At 71.9% G+C, this 20,212-nt stretch carries 21 protein-coding genes and 1 pseudogene; 10 read left to right on the forward strand and 12 right to left on the reverse strand.

The genetic code is table 11. The annotated features are described in order from the left end of the window. Positions 1-161 precede the first annotated feature (161 nt). A pseudogene (locus ACZ6BB_RS17635) lies at positions 162-414 on the forward strand (DUF899 family protein); the annotation flags it as partial. Between the two features lie 203 nt (positions 415-617). Further along, positions 618-803 carry a hypothetical protein gene (locus ACZ6BB_RS17640; RefSeq protein ID WP_383989840.1) on the forward strand — a complete coding sequence of 62 codons (186 nt, stop codon included), beginning with the start codon at positions 618-620 and terminating at the stop codon, positions 801-803. A gap of 2 nt (positions 804-805) precedes the next feature. On the opposite strand, the gene ACZ6BB_RS17645 is transcribed toward ACZ6BB_RS17640, so the two are convergent. The 3 genes from ACZ6BB_RS17645 to ACZ6BB_RS17655 all read right to left on the reverse strand — a co-directional run bounded on the left by ACZ6BB_RS17645 (position 806) and on the right by ACZ6BB_RS17655 (position 4,239). Next, on the reverse strand, positions 806-2,806 hold the full coding sequence (locus ACZ6BB_RS17645) for an ABC transporter ATP-binding protein (RefSeq protein ID WP_471616065.1): 2,001 nt from the start codon (positions 2,804-2,806) through the stop codon (positions 806-808). A 249-nt stretch (positions 2,807-3,055) separates the two neighbouring features. Continuing rightward, positions 3,056-3,526 (reverse strand): hypothetical protein, encoded by a 471-nt coding sequence (locus ACZ6BB_RS17650; RefSeq protein WP_471616066.1) that lies wholly within the window; start codon positions 3,524-3,526, stop codon positions 3,056-3,058. Then, the gene (locus ACZ6BB_RS17655; RefSeq protein ID WP_471616067.1) at positions 3,517-4,239 is read right to left on the reverse strand and encodes an ATP-binding protein; all 723 of its coding nucleotides are present in this window, start codon (positions 4,237-4,239) and stop codon (positions 3,517-3,519) included. The genes ACZ6BB_RS17650 and ACZ6BB_RS17655 overlap by 10 nt, the downstream gene beginning before the upstream one ends. A gap of 453 nt (positions 4,240-4,692) precedes the next feature. On the opposite strand from ACZ6BB_RS17655, the gene ACZ6BB_RS17660 reads away from it, so the two are divergent. The 3 genes from ACZ6BB_RS17660 to ACZ6BB_RS17670 all read left to right on the forward strand — a co-directional run bounded on the left by ACZ6BB_RS17660 (position 4,693) and on the right by ACZ6BB_RS17670 (position 6,748). Further along, positions 4,693-5,553, forward strand: coding sequence for a helix-turn-helix domain-containing protein (locus ACZ6BB_RS17660; protein WP_471616068.1), 861 nt, complete (start codon positions 4,693-4,695; stop codon positions 5,551-5,553). A 9-nt stretch (positions 5,554-5,562) separates the two neighbouring features. Further along, positions 5,563-5,853, forward strand: a complete 291-nt coding sequence (locus ACZ6BB_RS17665) for a DUF397 domain-containing protein (RefSeq protein WP_471616069.1) — start codon at positions 5,563-5,565, stop codon at positions 5,851-5,853. Between the two features lie 79 nt (positions 5,854-5,932). After that, positions 5,933-6,748 carry an SAM-dependent methyltransferase gene (locus ACZ6BB_RS17670; RefSeq protein WP_471616070.1) on the forward strand — a complete coding sequence of 272 codons (816 nt, stop codon included), beginning with the start codon at positions 5,933-5,935 and terminating at the stop codon, positions 6,746-6,748. Between the two features lie 363 nt (positions 6,749-7,111). Here the strand turns inward: ACZ6BB_RS17670 and pdxR are convergent, their stop codons facing one another. Further along, positions 7,112-8,524, reverse strand: a complete 1,413-nt coding sequence (gene pdxR, locus ACZ6BB_RS17675) for a MocR-like pyridoxine biosynthesis transcription factor PdxR (RefSeq protein ID WP_471616071.1) — start codon at positions 8,522-8,524, stop codon at positions 7,112-7,114. Between the two features lie 41 nt (positions 8,525-8,565). Here pdxR and ACZ6BB_RS17680 point away from each other — a divergent pair, with 41 nt between their 5' ends. Next, positions 8,566-9,147, forward strand: a complete 582-nt coding sequence (locus ACZ6BB_RS17680; RefSeq protein WP_471616072.1) for a carboxymuconolactone decarboxylase family protein — start codon at positions 8,566-8,568, stop codon at positions 9,145-9,147. A gap of 147 nt (positions 9,148-9,294) precedes the next feature. Here the strand turns inward: ACZ6BB_RS17680 and ACZ6BB_RS17685 are convergent, their stop codons facing one another. The 3 genes from ACZ6BB_RS17685 to ACZ6BB_RS17695 all read right to left on the reverse strand — a co-directional run bounded on the left by ACZ6BB_RS17685 (position 9,295) and on the right by ACZ6BB_RS17695 (position 12,239). Further along, on the reverse strand, positions 9,295-10,782 hold the full coding sequence (locus ACZ6BB_RS17685; RefSeq protein ID WP_471616073.1) for a glutamate synthase subunit beta: 1,488 nt from the start codon (positions 10,780-10,782) through the stop codon (positions 9,295-9,297). 164 nt (positions 10,783-10,946) lie between these two features. After that, positions 10,947-11,426 (reverse strand): anthrone oxygenase family protein, encoded by a 480-nt coding sequence (locus tag ACZ6BB_RS17690; RefSeq protein WP_471616074.1) that lies wholly within the window; start codon positions 11,424-11,426, stop codon positions 10,947-10,949. Positions 11,427-11,507: 81 nt separating this feature from the next. Beyond that, positions 11,508-12,239 carry a DUF2293 domain-containing protein gene (locus ACZ6BB_RS17695; RefSeq protein WP_471616075.1) on the reverse strand — a complete coding sequence of 244 codons (732 nt, stop codon included), beginning with the start codon at positions 12,237-12,239 and terminating at the stop codon, positions 11,508-11,510. A gap of 140 nt (positions 12,240-12,379) precedes the next feature. Between ACZ6BB_RS17695 and ACZ6BB_RS17700 the strand changes: the two genes are divergently transcribed. After that, positions 12,380-13,021, forward strand: coding sequence for a nucleoside/nucleotide kinase family protein (locus ACZ6BB_RS17700; protein ID WP_471616076.1), 642 nt, complete (start codon positions 12,380-12,382; stop codon positions 13,019-13,021). A 281-nt stretch (positions 13,022-13,302) separates the two neighbouring features. After that, positions 13,303-13,731 (forward strand): CBS domain-containing protein, encoded by a 429-nt coding sequence (locus ACZ6BB_RS17705; RefSeq protein ID WP_471616077.1) that lies wholly within the window; start codon positions 13,303-13,305, stop codon positions 13,729-13,731. A 66-nt stretch (positions 13,732-13,797) separates the two neighbouring features. Here ACZ6BB_RS17705 and ACZ6BB_RS17710 read toward each other — a convergent pair whose 3' ends face one another. Next, complete coding sequence (locus tag ACZ6BB_RS17710) at positions 13,798-14,925, reverse strand: magnesium and cobalt transport protein CorA (protein ID WP_471616078.1); 1,128 nt, start codon at positions 14,923-14,925, stop codon at positions 13,798-13,800. A gap of 253 nt (positions 14,926-15,178) precedes the next feature. Between ACZ6BB_RS17710 and ACZ6BB_RS17715 the strand changes: the two genes are divergently transcribed. Then, complete coding sequence (locus ACZ6BB_RS17715) at positions 15,179-15,976, forward strand: methyltransferase domain-containing protein (RefSeq protein WP_471616079.1); 798 nt, start codon at positions 15,179-15,181, stop codon at positions 15,974-15,976. Positions 15,977-16,128: 152 nt separating this feature from the next. Here ACZ6BB_RS17715 and ACZ6BB_RS17720 read toward each other — a convergent pair whose 3' ends face one another. Both ACZ6BB_RS17720 and ACZ6BB_RS17725 read right to left on the reverse strand, forming a co-directional pair. Then, complete coding sequence (locus ACZ6BB_RS17720; protein WP_471616080.1) at positions 16,129-17,034, reverse strand: carbohydrate kinase family protein; 906 nt, start codon at positions 17,032-17,034, stop codon at positions 16,129-16,131. A 1-nt stretch (position 17,035) separates the two neighbouring features. After that, positions 17,036-17,941 carry a pseudouridine-5'-phosphate glycosidase gene (locus ACZ6BB_RS17725; protein ID WP_471616081.1) on the reverse strand — a complete coding sequence of 302 codons (906 nt, stop codon included), beginning with the start codon at positions 17,939-17,941 and terminating at the stop codon, positions 17,036-17,038. 99 nt (positions 17,942-18,040) lie between these two features. On the opposite strand from ACZ6BB_RS17725, the gene ACZ6BB_RS17730 reads away from it, so the two are divergent. Further along, positions 18,041-18,469 carry a VOC family protein gene (locus ACZ6BB_RS17730; protein ID WP_471616082.1) on the forward strand — a complete coding sequence of 143 codons (429 nt, stop codon included), beginning with the start codon at positions 18,041-18,043 and terminating at the stop codon, positions 18,467-18,469. A 138-nt stretch (positions 18,470-18,607) separates the two neighbouring features. Here the strand turns inward: ACZ6BB_RS17730 and ACZ6BB_RS17735 are convergent, their stop codons facing one another. Both ACZ6BB_RS17735 and ACZ6BB_RS17740 read right to left on the reverse strand, forming a co-directional pair. Then, complete coding sequence (locus ACZ6BB_RS17735; RefSeq protein WP_471616083.1) at positions 18,608-19,162, reverse strand: methylated-DNA--[protein]-cysteine S-methyltransferase; 555 nt, start codon at positions 19,160-19,162, stop codon at positions 18,608-18,610. A gap of 84 nt (positions 19,163-19,246) precedes the next feature. Continuing rightward, positions 19,247-20,116, reverse strand: a complete 870-nt coding sequence (locus tag ACZ6BB_RS17740) for a glycerophosphodiester phosphodiesterase (RefSeq protein ID WP_471616084.1) — start codon at positions 20,114-20,116, stop codon at positions 19,247-19,249. Positions 20,117-20,212: the final 96 nt, after the last annotated feature.

Consider the following 20,212-nt stretch of genomic DNA (forward strand, 5'->3'; position numbering starts at 1 on the left):
GGGCGGTCGGGCCGTCGGGCGGTCGCACGGTCGGGTCGTAGAGCGGACCGGCAGCCCGGCCTCGCCCCCGCCCGCCCCGCCGACGTACGCCCTCGATCGCCGACGGCCGCGTCCTGACGCGGGACCATGAACCGCTCACCGCCGTGGGGTCGGCGACCGTATTCAAGGCACGCATGGGATGGACGGTGGCCTGGTACTCGCCCTTCGGTCACACGTTCGGCCATGACCACGACGCCGAGGAGCGGCCGGGAGTGAGCTGCTTCCTACGGGAGCGCGAGCGGGGTCTTCCGCACGTACTCGGAGTACGGGCGCGGTCTCGAGGCGCTCGGCTCCACGGCCGGACTGATGGCCCTCCCGGCGCTGGGAGGGGTGGGCGACGAGCCGGTCCGCTACCACGACGAATATGAGGAGTGACTATAAGCGCAAGATTCGGCACGTAGCGTCACCGGAATGTGTGATTTCTGCGAGGTACCTCACGATCCACCGTTGACCTCGTGTCAACTACGTCTCAGTACCGTCACTTCCCGAGCCGTTCACCCCGCGGTTGGCGTTTATATCTACAAGCTGCCCGGCCGTGATCACGGAACCACGGGTGCAGCGGGACATGGAGGTGCAGCGTGAACGGGCGAACGGTGCTGGGGCGCTTTCCCGCCGGTGGGCCGCGCGGCTCGTGGCCGGCCGAGGAGCTGGCGCACGCGGCCCGCCTCGAGGGGCAGCAGGCCGAGGTCGTGATGGACATCGCGACCGACATGTTCCTGGTCATCGTGCGCGGCGCCGACACCGCCGCGACCGCGTCGGCCTGACCTCACCCCGGCTTCGGCGCGGGCACCTTCGTCGAGGAGGCCCCGCCCGGCGCCGTCGGGGCGACCCGCGCGGGCGTGGGTACCTTCGCCGCGAACTGCTCCGCCTGGAGCGAGTACAGCTCCGCGTACACCCCGCCCGTGGCCAGCAGCTCGTCCGGGGTGCCGGACTCCACGAGGCGGCCCTGGTCGAGGACGTGCACGAGGTCGGCGTGGCGCACCGACGCCAACCGGTGCGTGATCAGGACGACCGTCTGACCGGTGCCCGCCAGCGCGCGGATCTTCTCGAAGACCTCCAGCTCGGCGCGGGCGTCGAGGGCCGCCGTCGGCTCGTCGACGATCAGGACGCGCCCGCGCCGGTAGGCCGCCCGCGCGATCCCGAGCCGCTGCCACTGACCGCCCGACAGTTCGTGCCCGCCGCTGAACCCCCTGCCCAGCAGCGTGTCCAGGCCGCGCGGCAGGTCCTCCACGACGTCCTGCGCCCCGGCCTCCGCGACGGACGCGGCGAGCCGCTCCTCCGTCAGCGGCGCCGAGGGGCGGCCGATCGCCAGGTTGACGCGGGCCGTGAACGGCCACCGCTTGAAGTCCTGCGCGACCATCGCGATGCGCTCGGCCAGCCGCCGCCGGTCCACGCGCGCCGCGTCCACGCCGTCCCACATGATCCTGCCCCGGTCGGGGGCGTACAGACCGGCGAGCAACTTGACCAGGGTCGTCTTGCCCGAACCGTTCTCACCGACGAGGGCCACGATCTTGCCCAGCGGCACGGTCAGGGTGACATCGCTCAGCGCGGGCCGGGCGGCCTTGCCCGGGTAGGTGAAGGTCACGTTCTCCACCCGGATCTCCCGCGGGTCCTCGGGCAGCGGATCACCGCCCTCCGGGATCGCGCGCTTGGCGGCCTCCACGTACAGCCGCTGCATGTCGCCCACGAAGAGGGCCTCCTCGTGCAGGGAGTTCACCTCCAGCACCAGGGTGTCGAGGCTGGCGGAGCCGGTGCGGATCGCGATGACCGCCGTCCCCGCCACCGACAGTGCCATCGCGCCGCCGAGCAGCAGAGCGCCCAGCGTCGCGTACGTCGCCACGGTGGCCAGCCCGGTCCACAGCGCCGCGTACAGGCCCGTACGGGCCGCCAGCCGGGCCAGGCGGGCCTGCTCGGCCTCCGCCGTCTCCGACATGGAGCGGAAGTGACGCAGCAGGAACGGGCCGACGCCGTGCACCCGGATCTCCGGGGCCGCCTCAGGCTCGATCAGCAGGGAGCCGATCAGATACCCCGCGCGCGCGTGCTGCACCCAGGCGTGGAAGGACGTGTAGCGGCGGCGGGCGATCGTCAGGGAACTCCAGGCGCTCGGCAGCGTCATCGTCACCAGCAGCGGCAGGAGTGCCGGGTGCAGCACGGTCAGCACACCGGCCGCCGCGATCAGTGAGATCAGCGCGTTCACCACGCGCGCCGAGTAGCTGATCATCCTGCGGGCCGACTGGGCGCCGTACTTCGCGGTGTCGAGCAGCTTGTGGAAACCGTCGTCCTCGATCGCGGACAGCTCCACCGCCGCCGCGCGCTCCAGATACAGCTCGGTCGCGACGCGCTCCACCTTCGGCTCCAGCCGGCCCGTCGCGTACGTCGAGGCGGCCCGCAGCAGAGTGGACACCAGCATCACGGCGGCGATGGCGACGAGCGCGGGGGCGGCCCCCCGCAGCCGCTGCTCGACGGTGCCGTCCGCGATCAGCCGGGCCAGGACCGAGTTCATCGCGAGCAGACTCACCGCCTGGGCGAGGCCGCGGCCCGTCTCGGACGCCAGCACGGTCCGGGCGGCCCACCGGTCCGCCTGCCAGGCCAGCCGGAAACTCGACGCGAGCAGCGACGGCAGCCGCCGCACCATCGCGCGGAAGTTCAGCTCAAGAAACGCGTTCGCATGCTGCGACCAGCCCATGTCGTACCGCAGCGGCCCCCCGAACAGCAGCAGCTCCGACTCCGACGTCTCCGGCCTGTCCCCGTCACGCGCCTTGCCCACCCGCGGCCTCCCCCGAGTCGTCGCCGACAGGCAACTATCCCGGCGCGCCCGGCCCCCGGCCAGGGCGCACGACGAAGCGACCCCACCCGCCCGGAGCACGCGGGGCGCGAAGAGGGGAGGAGAGGCGGGGAATGCGAGGAAGGGAGAGGAGGGAGAGGCGGGAGGGGAGAAGTGCGCTGAGAACGTCGAGTCGAGAGTGCGCAGACCGGGCGCCGCTCGTCCGGGGAGCGTGGCCCGGCCGCCGGAGCGCTACGCGGTCATCGTGCGGGACCACGACGGCGTCGTCCCGGTGACCCGGCACAACGCCAGGTACAGAGGTATCGGCGGGGTGTAGGGAATGGCACCCTCCGGCCGCAGGATCAGACCGGGTACGTCCGCGCCGTCGGGGACCAGGGCTCCGGTGGTGTAGCGCACCGGGGCGGGCCACTGCAGCGCGTAGTCGGAATCGGAGGGCACGATCCACCACCAGTGCGCCCGGTCGGCGTAGACGCAGCCCACGCGGGGCAGCCGGGGCAGGACCAGCGGCCCGAAGCGGGCCGGGACGGCCACCGCGTCGCAGCCCATCGGCGCGGTCATGCCCTCGGGCAGAGGGAGGGGGCGGGGCGTCGCAGCGGTTCGCTGGGCGCGGCGCAGTCGGGTCAGGGTGTCGAGGCTCACCACGCGAGCCACTCTGCCCCCACCGGGGGGCCGAGCGGGACCGATCGACGCGCTCACACCCATTCGGCCCCCGACCACCGTCCGACTTCCGGCCGGACCTCGACTTCCGTACGACTCTCCGCACCCGCACCCGCACGGCCCCCGGCCACGGTGAGACCGACGATGCCCCTGCGGGCCTCGGTGCCCCGGCGGGCGTCGCCACCCGTACAGGACTCGGTACTCCTGCGGACCTCGGTACTCCTGCGGGGCGCGGTGTCCCCTCGGGCCCCTGCATCCCCGAGGCCACCGGCACCCGTGAGGCGGAACGCCTCCGGCTCACCGTCCCGGTCCTCCGCCGGCGGCTTCTTCGCGCCCCAGCCCAGATCGGACCGGGCCTCGGTGTCCGCGTTCGCGGCCGGGCCCGTGACGACGACCGCGCTCTCGCCCGGGCAGGGGGAGACCGCGTCGGGGACCAGCCCGCGCGGCACGTCCGCCCACACCAGCAGGCCCAGACCGACCGGCTGCGCCCCCCAGGAGCGGCACAGGGACTCTATGAGGAGCAGCCCCCTGCCGTGTTCCTCCTCCGGCCGCTGCGGCGAGGGGTGCGGTTCACCGGGGGCGCAGCCCTCGTCGCGTACCGCTATGCGCACCAGTTCGTCGCCGTCGACCAGCTCGCAGACGATCTGGGCGCTCGCGGTGTGCACGATCGCGTTGGTCACCAGCTCGGACACGACCAGCGCGGCCGTGTCGCAGGCGTCCTCGCAGACGGCCCAGCCGGTGAGCTGGGTACGGGTCACGCGCCGGGCCTGGGCCACGGCACCCGGGTGCGCGGCCAGCTCGAAGCGGAACCGGCGCTCGGCGATTGTCTCGGGGCGCGCCCCGGAGGCCGGACCGGGACCGACACGGTCTCCGGCGGCGTCTGTTCCTAACGGCGCAGGGGGCGGAATCACGCTTGCCACTATCGCCCCGCCATGAACACTTGGCAAGTGTCACTCTGAAAATTGCAGAGTGCCGTATGACTCTCTGAACGCTCATGGCACACTGCACGCAACAGCACGTGTAGCGGCGCCAGTTGGAAATCCCTCGCACAACATTCATAAGCACGCACAGTGTTCGTATGTGTACACGGAACCGCGTGGCGCGCGAGACCTCCGAGCGGCGCCGCCCGGCTACCGGGACCGGGACCGGGACCGGACAGGCCGCCCGTCAGACACAGGCCGGCGCAGAGTTCAGAGACAGAGAGGGGCGAGATGAGCGAGCCGCGGTCCGCGCCGACGGTGGGTCAGGTCGTGCTGGGCCGACGCCTGTTGGACCTGCGCGAGCGCGCGGGCATCCGGCGCGAGGAGGCCGGACGCATCCTGCACGTCACCGCCGCCACGGTCCGCCGGATGGAGACCGCCGAGGTCGCCCTCAAGATTCCCTACCTCCAACTCCTGCTGAAGGCGTACGGAGTCGGCGACGAGGAGGCCGAGACCTTCGTCCGGCTCGCCGAGGACGCCAACAAACCCGGCTGGTGGCAGCGCTACCACGACATCCTGCCGGGCTGGTTCTCCATGTACGTCAGTCTGGAGGGCGCCGCCGGCCTCATCCGCGGCTACGACCCCCATTTCGTCCCCGGCCTGCTGCAGACCGAGGACTACGCGCGGGGCGTCATGACCTCGGGCGCGATCGGCCAGACCAAGCCCGACGACATCGAGCGCCACGTCGCCCTGCGCATGCAACGGCAGCAACTGCTCACCCGTGACGACGCGCCCCGGCTGTGGTGCGTCATGGACGAGACCGTCCTGCGCCGCTCGGTCGGCGGACCGGCGGTCATGCGCGCCCAGATCGACCGACTGCTGGAGGCCATGGAACTGAGGCATGTGACCCTCCAGGTCGCCCCCTTCGACACAGGACCGCACCCCGGCACCTACGGGCCGTTCGTCCTGTTCCGTTTCGCCATGCCCGAACTCCCGGACATGGTCTACAGCGAGTACCTGACCGGCGCCGTCTATCTGGACGACCGCTCCGAGGTGGCGACCCACCTCGAGGTCATGGACCGCATGGCGGCGCAGGCCGCCACGGCACAACGCACGAAGGAGATCCTCCGGGATCTCCGCAAGGAGCTCTGAAGACACCGAATGGAATACATCAAGTCGCAGTCGCAGTCGCAGCCGCGCACGCGCAGGCAGTCGCGCACACGCGTCTACAACGGCATGCCCGCCCGGGAACTCGGCAGCGAGGGCTGGCACAAGCCCTGGAGCGGAGGCAACGGAGGCAACTGTCTGGAGGCCATGAAACTCGCCGACGGCCGCATCGCCGTACGGCAGTCCACCGATCCCGACGGACCGGCGCTGATCTACACACCCGACGAGATGAACGCCTTCATCCAGGGCGCCAAGGCGGGGGTGGCCGACTTCCTCCTCTCCTGAGGCATGTTGCGCACTCCCTGTTGTTCAGCCGTTTTCCCTATGTTGACCTTGAGTTGATCACCTACCACCGCACCTTTCCATGGAGTCCGTCATGAACGGGAGTCCCCCCGTCGAGATCGATACGAGCAGGCCCCACCCTGCACGTATGTACGACTGGTATCTCGGCGGCAGGGACAACTACCCCGTCGACGAGGCCATGGGCAGGCAGATGCTGGCCCTCGACCCCCGTGTGCCGGTGATGGCACAGGTCAACCGGGCCTTCATGCACCGCTCCACACGCTGGCTCGCGGAGAACGGCGTACGGCAGTTCCTCGACATCGGCACCGGCATCCCGACCGAACCGAACCTCCACCAGCTCGCCCAGCGCGTCGTCCCCGACGCGAACGTCGTCTACTGCGACAACGACCCCATCGTGCTGGCCCACGCCGCCGCCCTGCTGCGCGGCACCCCCGAGGGGCGCACCGAATACCTGCAGGCCGACGTGCGCGACCCGCACGCCGTCATCGAGGGTGCCAAAAAGGTCCTGGACCTCACCCGGCCCGTGGCGCTCTCCCTCATCGCACTGCTGCACTTCGTCTCCGACCAGGACGGCGCACACACCCTCGTCCGACGGCTGATGTCCGAACTGCCCTCCGGCAGCTACCTGGTCGTCACCCACGCCACCGCCGACTTCACCCCCGAGGAGTCCAGGGCGGCCACGGAGAAACTCAAGGCCGCCGGCGTCACACTGGCACTGCGCTCCCGCGAGGAGTTCACCCGCTTCTTCGACGGCCTCGAACTGGTCGACCCCGGCGTCGAGGTCCCCCAGCACTGGCACCCCGAACTCGGCGAACCCGTCCCCGGCCAGGACGACGGGGTCATCCCCGGCTACGGAGCGGTGGCGCGCAAGCCGTAAGGCTTCGCGGACCCTCCTGCCACGAGCGCCGCGCGGGCCTCTCGGCACGCGCCGCGCGTCCACGCGGTCGCCGCGCACGGGTGCGCGGGGCGCACGTCCAGGTGTCGGAGCGCCGGCGCGGCCACATGTACGAGCACAACGCCCCGGCGGGCGGCCAGGAGCACTCCGGCGACCGGGAGAACCTTCCGGCGACCGGGCACGCCGCGGCCTCCGGCACACCGACCACCACACCCCGCCGACCTGACCGCCGCACCCCGCTCACGACACACAGGAGCGCCCCGCTCACCCGCGCGGGAGCCGCCCCCGCTCACGCACGCGGGAGCCGGCCCCGCACACGCACACGCACCCGGGAACCGTCCCCGCTCACCCCGGCGGCAGCACCCCGCACAGCGCCTCCAGCGCCGCCCCGTACGCGTGCTCCGGCGGCGTCGCATACCCCACGACCAGCCCGTCCGGCGCGTCCCCCACGGCACCCGGATGCCGGAACTCCGCGAGGCCGTCGAGCGCGACCCCCCGCCAGACCGCCGCCCTCACCACGGACCGCTCGGTCCCGGGCGGCAGCCGCAGCACGGCGTGCAGCCCGGCGGCGATCCCGGTGACCTCGATGTGCGGCGCCTGCGCGGCGAGGGCCGCGACGAGCCGGTCCCGCCGCGCCCGATACCGCTGCCGCATCCGCCGCACATGACGGTCGTACGCCCCGGAGACCACGAAGTCCGCCAGCGCCAACTGCTCCGGCACACTCGCCCACGCCTCCCGCTCACCCTTCGCCTCCAGCACGGACCCCACATACCGCTCCGGCAGCACCATCCACCCCAGCCGCAACGCCGGCGACAGGCTCTTGCTCACCGACCCGATGTACACCACCCGCTCCGGATCCAGCCCCTGCAACGCCCCGACGGGCTTGCGGTCGTAACGGAACTCACCGTCGTAATCGTCCTCCAGGACCACCCCGCCACGCGCGCGTGCCCAGTCCACGACAGCGGCCCGCCGGACCGGATGCAGCGGTCCACCGGTCGGGAACTGATGCGCCGGAGTGAGCAGCACGGCCCGCTCCCGGTCCAGCCCGTCCACCCCGGCCCCGTCCGCGTCGAGCGGCAACGGAACCGTCCGAACGGAGGCCGCCGACAGCAGCTCACGATGAAAACCCAGACCGTACGACTCCACGGCCAGCGGCCCCCGCAGCACCCGCCCGTGGAACAGCAGCCGCAGCGCGTGCGCGAAACCGGAACAGATCACGATCCGCGACGGCTCGGTCCGCACGCCCCGCGCGCGAGCCAGATACTCGGTGAGCGCCTCCCTCAGCTCGACCCGGCCGGCCGGATCACCGGGCCCGAACACCTCGTTGGGCGCCCGCGTCAACGCCCTGCGGTACGACGCCGCCCAGGCCGCCCTCGGGAACGCCGACGCGTCCGGCGCACCCTGCCGCAGGTCGTGCCGGGGCCCACGCGCGCGGGCAGGCGCCTCCCGGGACCGGCGCGCGGGAACACCCAACGGTTCGGCCCGCTCGGCGACCCGCGTACCCGAGCCCTGCCGCGCCGTCAGCCAGCCCTCCGCGACCAGCTCCGCGTACGCGTCGGCCACCGTGTTCCGGGCGACACCCAGATCCGCGGCCAGCGAGCGGTACGGGGGCAGCCGGGTCCCCGGAGCGAGCTGCCCACCACGCACCGCGTCCCGCAACGCCCGGATCAACGCCGCCCGCCGCCCACCCCCGCCCGACAGTTCGAGATGCAGATCGGCCCCGATCCGCTCCGCCGAATTGACCCACGAATCCACCATGGAAGTGCACCCTACGGGAGGTCTTTCCGGGCCGTAGATTCATGGTCATGACGACGAACACGACGACGAACACGACGGCTCACATGACGAGGAACACGAAGACGGCGGGCGCGGCGGGCTCGACGGGCGCGGCGGACACGGTGGACGGCACGAACACGACGGACCCCACCACCGCGCCCCCTCGCCTCGACTTCGCGAAGTCCGCCCGGAACGTCTTCCGCGCCCTCGTCGGCTTCGACGCGGCGGCCCGCGAGGGCCTCGACCCGGCCCTGGTGGAACTCATCCAGATCCGCGCCTCCCACCTCAACCACTGCGCCTACTGCCTCCACATGCACACCACCGACGCCCGCAAGGCCGGCGAGAGCGAGGACCGGCTGCACATGATCCCGGTCTGGAAAGAGGCCCGGCACTTCTTCACCGCCCGCGAACAGGCCGCGCTCGCCCTCACCGAAGCGGTCACGCTCGTCGCCGACAGAGGCGTCCCCGACGACGTCTACGCGGAAGCCGCCGCCCACTTCGACGACACCGAACTGGCCCACGTCCTCGCCCTGATCCTCACCATCAACACGTGGAACCGCATCGCCCTCTCCACCGCCAAACGCGCCGGCACCGACACCCGCTGAACAGCCCGCCGGCCCCGGCGCGGCCACCACCCGCCCCCACCGCTGCCCGCCGGGCCCCGGGCCCCGCCCGGGACGCGGCCCGGCAGCACCGCCCCTCCGGCAGGTGGTCATGCCGTCATGCCGTCACGACGTCATGCCTTCACGACGTCACGCCGTCATGGGCCGGTCGTACGGTCCGATCGGGGCCGGCAGGCCAGCCGTACCGGTCAGTTGCCGGTCCACCGCGGCGGCCACCGCGCGCCCCTCGGCGATCGCCCAGACCACGAGGGACTGCCCGCGCGCGGCGTCCCCGGCCGCGTACACGCCGGGCACGGTGGTCGCGAAGTCCGGCCCCCGCCTGATCGTCCCGCGCGGATCAAGAGCCAGCCCGAGCTGCTCCACGAGCCCGTCATCAAGGTCCGGCCCGGAGAACCCGAGCGCCAGCAGAACCAGATCGGCGGGCAGCGTCCGCCCGGTACCGGGCCGGGCCCGCCGCCCTCCGTCGACCTCCACCAGATGCAACGCCCGGACCCGCCCCGACTCGTCCCCCGTGAACCGGAGCGTGGACGCCGCGAAGAGCCGCGCGTCCGCGTCCGCCGCCGGCGCGGACCGAAGATCGCGCGCCTCCTCGTGCGCCGCCGAGAGCCGGTAGATCTTCGGATACGTCGGCCACGGCTCCGCATCCTCGTCACGCTCCGCCTCCGGCAGCGGATAGATGTCCAACTGCGTCACGGACGCGGCCCCCTCCCGCACCGCCGTCCCCAGACAGTCCGCCCCCGTGTCACCGCCCCCGACGATCACCACATGCTTCCCGGCAGCCGAGAGCGGCGACACCTCCAGGTCCCCCTCGCACACCCGGTCGGCCAGCGGCAGATACTCCATCGCCTGATGAATACCGCCCAACTCCCGCCCCGGCACCTGCAGTTCACGCCAGGCCGTGGCCCCCGTGGCGATCACCACCGCGTCGTAGCGGGCCCGTAGCTCGGCCGCCCCGACGTCCCTCCCCACGGCGGTCGACGTACGGAACTTCGTGCCCTCCGCCCGCATCTGCTCCAACCGCCGGTCCAGATGCCGCTTCTCCATCTTGAACGCCGGGATCCCGTACCGCAGCAACCCCCCGATCCGGTCCGCCCGCTCGTACACGGCCACCGTGTGACCGGCCCGCGTCAGCTGCTGCGCCGCCGCCAGCCCGGCGGGCCCGGAGCCGACGACGGCGACCGTCCTCCCCGACAGCCGGTCCGGCGGTCGCGGAGGCGTGAAACCGTCCGCCCAGGCCCGGTCCGCGATCGCGACCTCGACGTTCTTGATGGTCACCGCGGGCTGGTTGATCGCCAGCACGCAACCCGCCTCGCACGGCGCGGGACACAACCGTCCGGTGAACTCCGGAAAGTTGTTCGTGGCGTGCAGCCGGTCGCTCGCCGCCCGCCAGTCCTCCCGCGACACCAGGTCGTTCCACTCGGGGATCAGGTTCCCCAGCGGACAGGCTTCGTGACAGAACGGGATCCCGCAGTCCATGCACCGGTCCGCCTGCTTGCTCACGATCGGCAGAAGTGCCCCCGGGACATACACCTCGTCCCAGTCCCGCACCCGCTCCTCCACGGGCCGACGGCGCCACTCCTCACGCGGCGTGGTCAGAAAACCCTTGGGATCGGCCATGGCCGTCTCCCTCACGTATGACGTACGCGTACGGCTACTGCCGGGCACGGCAGTAGCCGGCGGACTGGACCGGCATGAGGGGCTGGGGGCGCGAAGCGCGAGGCCGTACGCCGTCGGGCGACACTCTCTTCCCGCCACGATACGACGCGCCCGCCGCCCCCGCCTCAGGCCAGCGCGAGCAGATACGCCAGGGCTGCCGCGGCCGACGTGACCGCCCGGACGGTGTTCCACGTCGTCCACCGGCTCACGTACTCACGCCAGTACGCGGCGGCCTCCGCCGTACCCGCCTCCAGCCCGGCGAGCGTCTCGTTGCGCGGCACGTTCGCCACCATCGTGACCCCGAAACAGCCGAACAGATACAGCGCGCTCCCCAGCAGCAGTTCCACCCTGCCCTCGTCCGGCCACAGCACGAACGTCACGACGGCCAGCACGGCACACAGCACCGCCGTACCCACGAACACGAGCATGAACGCCGGCGTCAACGCGCTCACGTTGATCGCCTGCATCGCCGCCACGCCCTGCGCGGGAGGCAACGATGCCAGCCCTTTCATCACGAACGTCGAGAACCCGCAGAACACCCCCGCCACGATCGCTGTCCCGAGCAGCCCCAGCACCGTCAGCACGAAGTACGGCCCATCGATCATGTCCGCTCCCACCTCGATCCCCCGAATCCCCAAGATCCTGCCCCGCACCCAGTGTCACCACAAGTGAACATCCGTACATCCTCAGTCACCGGGGGAGGGGGCTCCCCCTCCCCCTCCCCCTCCCACCCCTCTCCCCACCCCCCGCCACTCCCGCAGCCTCGCCTCCACCGCCCCCGTGATCCGTCGCCGCGCCTCGTGCCGGGGCACGCCGGTCATCAGCAGCCGGTCGTAGGGCGTGTCCACGTGCCGTACGGACGCGATGACGGCGGAGGTCACCGCGACCTGTGTCAGTGCGCGGCCGGCCGCGCTGCGGCCGACACGACCGCTGCCGCGCAACGACGCGTGGGTGGCGATCTCCCGGGCCCGCTCGGCCGGACACGCGGGGAACAACCGTCGTATCTCCGCGGCGAACGCGTCCGTGAAACGCACGTCCTCCACCGCCCGCCGCCGCGCGTCCCGCAGCCGGCGCCGGCGCCGCACCTCGGCGTCCGCCAGGCACCGCTCCTCCGCGCGGGCGAGTGCGCAGTTTTCGACCAGGACACCCTGCCGCTCGTACCGGCTCCGGCGCCGGTTGAACCGTACGACCACCGCCGACAGCGAACTCTCCTCCCGAGCCCGCCGTGTGAGCGCGGTGTCACCGCGGGGCACGAACACCAGGTGCCCGAGGTCCGCGCAATCCAGGCAGCGTGGTGCCCCCTCCTCCAGCACCAGCAGCGCCACCGGACCGCTCCGGCACTCGGCGCAGTGCTTCTTCCTGAGTGCCTGCACGACGACGATCCCGGTACGGGACGGGGGAGTAGCGAGCGCTGCCATACGCGGTTCATTCCCCCTGGTGGCCGCACGGTCACGCCGTCGTCGGAGCAGCGTCTCGCTCCGCGCGCCGACCGGGTTCTCGCTCCGCGTCCCGACCGGGGTCCCGACCGGCGCGGGTGTGGTCGGCCGGGCGCGGCATCATGGGCCGTGTGCGACTCGCAGCGATCACCTGGGAACGGCTCGGCGACCTCCTTGCCGACCGCATCGTCGACCTGGAGCCGGACGACGGATCGCCCTGGCCACGCATCGCCTTCGACGGAGCCCCGGCCGCCCGCCCGGGAGATCTCGCCGACCGGGTGTCGCAGGCACTGCGCATACGTGGCAGGCCCTCGCTCGTCGTGGGCACCGAGGGGTTCCTCCGGCCCGCCTCGCTCCGGTTCGAGTACGGCCACGAGGACGTGGAGGCGTACTACGACGGCTGGTTCGACGCCGCCGCCCTGTGGCGTGAGGTCTTCGGCCCCCTCGACCCTGGTGGCACGGGCCGGGTCCTGCCCGATCTCTGGGACCCCGCCACCGACCGGGCGACCCGAAGTCCCTACGTCCAACTCCCGGCCGGCGCGATCCTGTTGACGCATGGTCCTCTCCTCCTCAAGCACTGGTTCCCCTTCGACCTGACCGTCCACGTCCTCCTCTCCTCGGGCGCCCTGCGCCGCCGCACCCCTGAGCGCGAGCACTGGACCCTCCCCGCGTTCGAGCGCTACGAGGCCGAGACGGACCCCGCCGCCACCGCGGATGTACTGGTGCGCGCCGACGACCCGCGACACCCGGCCTGGCGCGGCTGACGCGCGGAGCCCGCGGGGTCCGTGGGTCAGCGGGTCCGCGGGTCCGCGGGTCCGCGGAGCCTGTCGACCCGCGACGTGGTCGTCCGCATCGTCCGGGATTACCCGAAGCGCTCGGCCGCTCGGCCGCCCGCCCGCCCTTCCGCCCTGGTTTCACTCACGTCCCCGTGGCCGGGTGGGCCTTCTCCGAGTGCGCTTCGCTCCGGTCGCGGCAAGAATGAAGGGCGCCGGGACCAGCGGCGCCTCCTGCGCCGCGCCGGCCGTCCGGCATCGGGAGGTACCACATGACCACCGCCGGAGACATCATGCACCGCGGAGCCCAGTGGATCCCCGCCCACGAGACCCTGGACCGCGCCGCGCAGCTGATGCGTCAGCTGAACGTCGGGGCACTCCCCATCAGCGACCAGAACGAACGGCTCTGCGGCATTCTCACCGACCGCGACATCGTCGTCGGCTGTGTCGCCCTGGGCCACGACCCGTCGACGATCACGGCGGGTGAGATGGCCAAGGGGACCCCGCGCTGGATCGACGCCGACGCCGACATCACCGAGGTGCTGGAGGAGATGAAAGGGCACCAGATCCGCCGGCTCCCGGTGATCGAGAACAAGCGGCTCGTCGGCATGATCAGCGAGGCCGACCTCGCCCGTCATCTGTCGGACGACCAGATCGCCGCGTGGGCCGAGAGCGTCTACGCCAAGAGCACGACGCCCTGATCCGACTGTCCGGTCCGACCGTCCGGCGACCCCTGGGCCGCCGCGCCGTCCTCGCTTCCACCGGGGTCACAGCCACCCGTTGCGCTTGAAGCCCCGGTAGAGGGTGGCACAGGCCATGGCTATGACTCCCAGGACGAGCGGATAGCCGAACTTCCAGTGCAGTTCGGGCATGTGCTCGAAGTTCATGCCGTAGACCCCGCACACCATGGTCGGCACGGCGATCAGCGCCGCCCACGCCGTGATCCTTCGCATGTCCTCGTTCTGAGCGACGCTGACCTGCGCCAGGTGTGCCTGAAGGATCGAGTTGAGCAGTTCGTCGAAAGCGGCGATCTGCTCCGTGGCCCGCAGCAGGTGGTCGGAGACGTCCCTGAAGTAGGCCTGTATCTCCGGCTCGACCACCCGGATCGGTCGTGAGGTCAGTTCCAGCAGGGGGCGGGCGAGCGGGGCCACCGCCCGCTTCAGTTCGAGCAGTTCGCGCTTGAGCTGGTAGATCCGCCCCGGGTCGACGCGCGCGCCGTTCGCGGCGAACACATCCGTCTCGACCTGGTCGATGTCCGTCTGGACCGAATCCGTGACGTTCAGATAGTCGTCGACCACGTGGTCCGCGATCGCGTGAAGCACCGCGGCCGGTCCTTTCGACAACTGCTCGGTGTTCGCCTCCAGTTCCTCCCGCAGCGGACCGAGCGAGCCGTGCCGCCCGTGCCGGACCGTGATCACGAAGTCGGCGCCGACGAACACCATGATCTCGCCCGTGTGCACCACCTCGCTGGTCGCGGTCAGTTCCGTGTGCTCGACGTAGCAGACCGTCTTGAACACCGCGAACAGGGTGTCGCCGTAACGCTCCAGCTTGGGACGCTGATGCGCCTCGACCGCGTCCTCGACCGCGAGTGGGTGCAGGTCGAAGAGTTCGGCGATGCCGGCGAACTCCCGCTGCGTCGGCTCGTGCAGCCCCAGCCAGACGAAGCCGTTGTCGTGCTTGCGGACCTGCTTGACGGCCTCGACGACATCGCGACCGCCGGGAGACCGGACACCTTTGTGATACGTCACGCAGTTCACCACCGAGGTGCCCAGTGGGGAGCGGGCCGGATGGCTGAGGTCGACGCGGGGGCGCCGTCGGGCCAGCCGTGCCATCCTGCGGAGGCCACCGACCTTGTCGAGGCCGGCGACCTTCCGCAGATTCCCTGCCATGGACATCTGGATCTCCTTGTGTGAATCCCCTCGCACCGCACTTCGTGCCCTGTCGCGCCAGTTTGCCAGGGCCGGACGAGTGTCGGGTAAGGCTGTGGGAACGGAGCGTTCCACTTCGTTTGTAGACGTGCTCGCCGGTCCGGTCGTTCCGGCCGAGCCGTTCCCGTCCGGTCGCCGGATCCGGTGGCCGTCGGGCGACCTCGCGTGCCGCTGGAGCGTCGCCATCAGTGACAAGTCGGTCAAATGGGATGATCGCTGCATGATGCGAACCGACGGGTATCTCCTCGACCAACGGCGGGCCGAGACGGGCCAGGGCCCCGACGCCTTCGCCACGCTCTTCGACCCCACGACGTTCCGGCACATGGAGGGCTTCGGCCTGGGTTCGGGCTGGCGCTGCTGGGAGGTCGGCGCGGGCGGCACCAGCGTGGTCTCCTGGCTGGCCAAGAAGGTCGGACCGACCGGCAAGGTCATCGCGACCGACACCGACATCTCCTGGGCCGTCCCCTCGGTCACCCGCCCACCGGTCGAGGCCCTCGTCCACCACGTGGGCGTCGACCAGCCGCCGGGCGACGGCTTCGACCTCGTCCACGCCCGCCTCGCCCTGGCCCATGCGCCGGACCGCGAGAGGGCTCTGCTGTCGATGGTCAGGGCCCTGCGGCCCGGGGGACGGCTCCTGATCGAGGACGCCGACCTGGCTCTCCAGCCCCTGGCCTGCCTGGAGGGGTCCGGCCCCGAGCAGCAGCTGGCGAACCGGCTCCGCGAGGCCGTCCGCGCGGTGCTCGCCGAACGCGGGATCGACCCGGCGCACGGCCGCCGACTCCCGCGCCTGCTTCGTGCGGCGGGACTGCGCGGTGTGGAGGCCGACGCGTACTTCCCCGTGGCCTCACCCGCCTGTGCCGCGCTGGAGTCGACGACCGTCGGCCGGCTGCGGGCGGCGCTCGTCACGGCGAACCTCGCCGCGGAGGAGGAGATCGACCGGCATCTGGCCGACGTCGCCTCCGGCGCCCTGGACGTCGCCGCTCCACCGCTCATCTCGGCCTGGGGCCGGAAGCCGTAGCGACGGGCCCGGCTGCGCACCCGAACACGGAGGCCAGCCGTGGGCCGTGAGCCCACGGACCACAGCCCGCACCGTCCACCCACCGGTCCGTCCCACTCGCCCACCCGCCTGCCCCACGCATCCCACCCGCCCCGCACGGGCACCCGGAAACCTCAGCCCGCCACCGGCGGTCTCCCTCCCACCTTCTCCACCGCCCGCGCCCCCGCCCCGCACCCCTGCGTCGCCGCCTCCTCGGCCTCCGCGCCCGCGAGCAGCGTGGCCAGGAACGCCCCGGTGAAGGCGTCGCCGGCGCCGGTGGTGTCGCGAGGCACCGCGGGAGCCGCCGGAATCCGTGACACCACACCGTCCCCGTTCCGGGCGACCAGCGCGCCCTCGGCGCCCTGCTTGACCACGACCAGGGGAGCGAGACGGCTCAACCTGGCCGCGGCGTCGGCCGGATCGGGCAGTCCTGTCAGCAGGCTCGCCTCGTCGCGGCTGGGCAGCAGCAGGTCGACCCCCTCGACGAGCGAGAGGAAACGGGCCACGCCCAGCCGCCGGAGGAACCCCGCAGACGCGGGATCGACGCTGACCGGCACGCCACGCGCGCGGGCGGACCGCAGAGCGACGGACACGAGCGCGCGACTCGGTTCCGAGAAGAACAGATAGCCCGACAGGTGCAGCCGCGCGACCCCGTCGAGCAGCGACGGCGACCAGTCGTCCGGGTCGAGCCGCAGCGAGGCACCACTGTCGGTGAGGAACGTACGTTCGGCCGCGTCGCCCGTGTCCACCAGGCAGATCACCGTCCCCGTGGCCGCGTCCGGGTCGACCACGAGATGGGGCCGTACCCCCGAGGCCCGCAGCTCCCGCTCGTGCCAGACGGCCCCGTCCGTGCCCACACGCCCCAGCAGCCGTACGTCGGCGCAGCCCCAGTGGGCTGCCCAGCAGGCCACGTTGGCACCCGCCCCGCCCGGCAGCGTCCGGATCGCGGAGGCCGTGTCGGTGCCCGCGGCGAGCGGTCCGCGGTGCCGGGCGACGACGTCCGTGACGACGTCGCCCACGACGAGCAGCGCCCCGCTCATGTCACGCCCCGGCCCAGGCCGCCGCGATCCGTGACGCGAGCCGTACGTTGCCGCGTACCGCCGCCAGATTGGCGGTGAGGGAGGCGCCGTCGGTGTGCCTGACCAGGTAGCTCAGCAGGAAGGGCGTGACGCCCTGTCCCGTGACGCCCTCCGCCTCGCAGGCCCGCAGCGCCTCGGCGAGCACGCGTGCGTGCAGTTCGGGATCGAGCTGTTCCTCCTCCGGTACGGGGTTGGCGACGATCAGCGCCGACTCCGGGCCCTTGAGCGCGTCCTGCGCCCGCATGACGTCCGCGACCTCGTCCGGCGAACGGAGCGTCCACTCCACCGGATGCCCCGAGTCGGAGAGGTAGAAGCCGGGGAAACGCTCCGTGCCGTAACCGGCGACCGCGACACCCAGCGTCTCCAGGCGCTGCAGGGTGGCCGGGACGTCCAGAATCGACTTCACGCCGGCGCACACCACCGTGATCCGGGTGCGGGCGAGAAGCCCCAGGTCGGCGGATTCGTCCTGGGTCGACGTCCACTCCCGGTGCACACCCCCCAGCCCGCCCGTCGCGAACACCCGTACGCCCGCCAGGGCCGCCAGTTGGGCGGTCGCCGACACGGTGGTCGCGCCGCTCACCCCGGAGGCCACCGCGAGGGGCAGGTCCCGGTGTCCGAGCTTGCGGATGCCGTCCTCGTTCGCGACCCGCTCCAACTGGTCCTTGCCGAGGCCGATGTGCGGCCGCCCGTCGAGCACGGCGATCGTCGCGGGTACGGCCCCCTCCTGCCGTACGACCTCCTCCAGTTCCAGTGCCACCTGCAGATTGCGCGGGCGGGGAAGCCCGTGCGCGATGATCGTGGACTCCAGCGCCACCACGGGTCGACGCGCGTCAACCGCTTCCCGCACCTCTTCGGACACCACCAGCACGCGCTCGCCTCCTGTCTGTCGTTCTTCCCTCATCCCTGGCGGACGGCGCGCCCGGCCAAACCCTTGCGCCCTGTGGTGCAGGACACCAGCCTGAGGTGCATGAAGGAGAACACGACACGTCTCGACCACGTGGTCCTCTGGGTACGGGAGCCGGTCGCCGCGGCCGGTTTCTACGAGGAGGCCGTCGGCCTGGAGCCCGTGCGGGTGAGCGCGTACGCGGAGGGGAGCGCTCCCTTTCCGTCCGTGCGTCTCAACGACGAGACCCTGCTCGACCTCATGCCGCTCGCCATGGCCGAGACCCTGACCATGGTGCCCGGAGCCGCCGACAGCGCGGGGCACCCGGTCAACCACGTCTGCCTGGCCCTGCCCGGCCACGCCTTCGACGAACTGCGCGCTCGTCTGGAGGAAAGGGCGGTTCCCGTCTCCGCCTTCTCCTACGACTCCTTCGGGGCACGGGGAGCGGCCCGGCGCAGCTTCTACTTCCGGGACCCGGACGGCAACGTCCTGGAGGCCCGTCACTACGACTGACCATGATCGGTTTTCGGCCGCTCTCCGCGGACCGGAACGACGCCCGATGACCGATTCGAGCCACGGCCTCCGCCCCCGGAGCTCCCTACCGCACCGGCACAGGCCGCAGACGGACACACGAGGCCCCCCGTCGCCGCCTCAGAACAGGGGCTCCGGCAGCACGCCCTCCAGTGCCAGCAGCTTCCGCTTGGTCTCCAGCCCGCCGCCGAACCCGCCGATGCCCCCGTCGCTCTCCACCACCCGATGGCACGGCACGACCACGGGCAGCGGATTCGACCCCATGGCGATTCCGACGGCCTGGGCCGCGCCCGGCTGCCCCACGCGCCGCGCGAGGTCGCCGTAGCCCACGACGGAGCCGTAGCGGACGCCGGACGCCAGCTCGCGCAGCACCTGACGGTTGAACCCCGAGATCAGCGACCAGTCCAGCGGCAGCTCGAAGTCATGACGCTCGCCCGCGAAGTACGCCTCGACCTGGCGTATCGCCTCGGCCAGCTGAGGAGCGCCGGGTGCCTCCACGGGGGTGGTGCCCAGGCGGGAGGCGAGCCGGCCGAGTGTCCGCTCGCGCACCGCGTCCGTGGCGTGGAACGCGACGTTCACCAGGCCCTCGTCCGTCGCGGCCAGCAGCAGCGGCCCGATGTCCGTGCCGACGACGGCCCACACGACCCGCTGCTCGCCCTGCGCATGGCTGTTCATGCGACCACCGTACGGGGCGCCACTGACAACGGCGCCGGCGTGCGTTCCGGTCCGGGCCCGCACGCCCTCGCCGTCGGACCTCCCTCAGCCCTGCGTGGCCTCTCTGACCACATCGGGCTTGTTGGTGATGATGCCGTTCACGCCGTAGCCCGCCACCCGGCGGGCGTTGACCGCGTCGTTCACGGTCCACGTGAGGATCTCCAACGGTCTGCCGTGCGGGCCCTCGAGCGCGTGGAGCGTGGCGACGTACGACTCGGAGACGGTCGTGTACGAGGAGTTGATCTGGTCGCTGAACGTCGCGTACTCGGGCAGGTCGGCGATGTCCGGGGTGCCGAGGAGGCCGGTCTTCACCGCGGGGCGCAGCTCGTGCACCCGCCGGACGGTGTCGGCGCCGAAGCTCTGGATCACCAGTCGGTCCAGCTGCTCCGGGCCGAGCCAGCCCTCGTTGCCGAGGACCTTCAGGGTCTGCTGCTCGATGCCCGGATAGAGCTGCGGGTTCTTGATCTCCAGGAGGAGCTTCTGGTGGTTGCGCGACACACGCCTCATGTACTGCTCCAGCGTCGGCACGCGCGCGCCCGCGTAGTCGCTGCCGAACCAGCTGCCCGCGTCCAGGCGGGCGATCTCCGCGGCCGTGAAGTCCGCCACGTTCCAGGGTGCGCGCTCGGGGTAGAGCTCCTCGACGTTGGTCGTCCGCGTCAGTGTCGCGTCATGGACGACGACGAGCCTGCCGTCCTTCGTCCGCTGGACGTCGTTCTCGACCCACTCGAAGCCCATCTCGTCGGCCTTGTCGACGGCGGCCAAGGTGTTCTCGGGCGCGTAGGCGGATGCTCCGCGATGCGCGACGACCAGCGGATTCTCGGCATCGGCGGCCGCATGGGCGGCGGAAGAGGGGAGCAGGAGGACGGTGGCCCCCAACAACGCTGTGGTCGCGGCGGCAACTGCGCGCACATGCATGCGTACTCCTCGCGTCGAACGATCACGGTCAGCTCAAGAGTGACAGCAGAGGGTCAACGGCAGAGGGGCGCAGGATGACCACGAATTGAATGGAGT

Source organism: Streptomyces sp. NPDC041108, from assembly GCF_055592645.1.

Coding starts and splice junctions, on each gene's coding strand:
- ACZ6BB_RS17730 (WP_471616082.1), top strand. CDS start 18,041: ATGAAGGAGAACACGACACGTCTCGACCACGTGGTCCTCTGGGTACGG.
- ACZ6BB_RS17735 (WP_471616083.1), bottom strand. CDS start 19,162: ATGAACAGCCATGCGCAGGGCGAGCAGCGGGTCGTGTGGGCCGTCGTC.
- ACZ6BB_RS17720 (WP_471616080.1), bottom strand. CDS start 17,034: ATGAGCGGGGCGCTGCTCGTCGTGGGCGACGTCGTCACGGACGTCGTC.
- ACZ6BB_RS17670 (WP_471616070.1), top strand. CDS start 5,933: ATGGAGTCCGTCATGAACGGGAGTCCCCCCGTCGAGATCGATACGAGC.
- ACZ6BB_RS17700 (WP_471616076.1), top strand. CDS start 12,380: ATGGGCCGTGTGCGACTCGCAGCGATCACCTGGGAACGGCTCGGCGAC.
- ACZ6BB_RS17650 (WP_471616066.1), bottom strand. CDS start 3,526: ATGGGTGTGAGCGCGTCGATCGGTCCCGCTCGGCCCCCCGGTGGGGGC.
- ACZ6BB_RS17715 (WP_471616079.1), top strand. CDS start 15,179: ATGATGCGAACCGACGGGTATCTCCTCGACCAACGGCGGGCCGAGACG.
- ACZ6BB_RS17660 (WP_471616068.1), top strand. CDS start 4,693: ATGAGCGAGCCGCGGTCCGCGCCGACGGTGGGTCAGGTCGTGCTGGGC.
- ACZ6BB_RS17685 (WP_471616073.1), bottom strand. CDS start 10,782: ATGGCCGATCCCAAGGGTTTTCTGACCACGCCGCGTGAGGAGTGGCGC.
- ACZ6BB_RS17690 (WP_471616074.1), bottom strand. CDS start 11,426: ATGATCGATGGGCCGTACTTCGTGCTGACGGTGCTGGGGCTGCTCGGG.
- ACZ6BB_RS17740 (WP_471616084.1), bottom strand. CDS start 20,116: ATGCATGTGCGCGCAGTTGCCGCCGCGACCACAGCGTTGTTGGGGGCC.
- pdxR (WP_471616071.1), bottom strand. CDS start 8,524: ATGGTGGATTCGTGGGTCAATTCGGCGGAGCGGATCGGGGCCGATCTG.
- ACZ6BB_RS17680 (WP_471616072.1), top strand. CDS start 8,566: ATGGTCATGACGACGAACACGACGACGAACACGACGGCTCACATGACG.
- ACZ6BB_RS17665 (WP_471616069.1), top strand. CDS start 5,563: ATGGAATACATCAAGTCGCAGTCGCAGTCGCAGCCGCGCACGCGCAGG.
- ACZ6BB_RS17710 (WP_471616078.1), bottom strand. CDS start 14,925: ATGTCCATGGCAGGGAATCTGCGGAAGGTCGCCGGCCTCGACAAGGTC.
- ACZ6BB_RS17705 (WP_471616077.1), top strand. CDS start 13,303: ATGACCACCGCCGGAGACATCATGCACCGCGGAGCCCAGTGGATCCCC.
- ACZ6BB_RS17695 (WP_471616075.1), bottom strand. CDS start 12,239: ATGGCAGCGCTCGCTACTCCCCCGTCCCGTACCGGGATCGTCGTCGTG.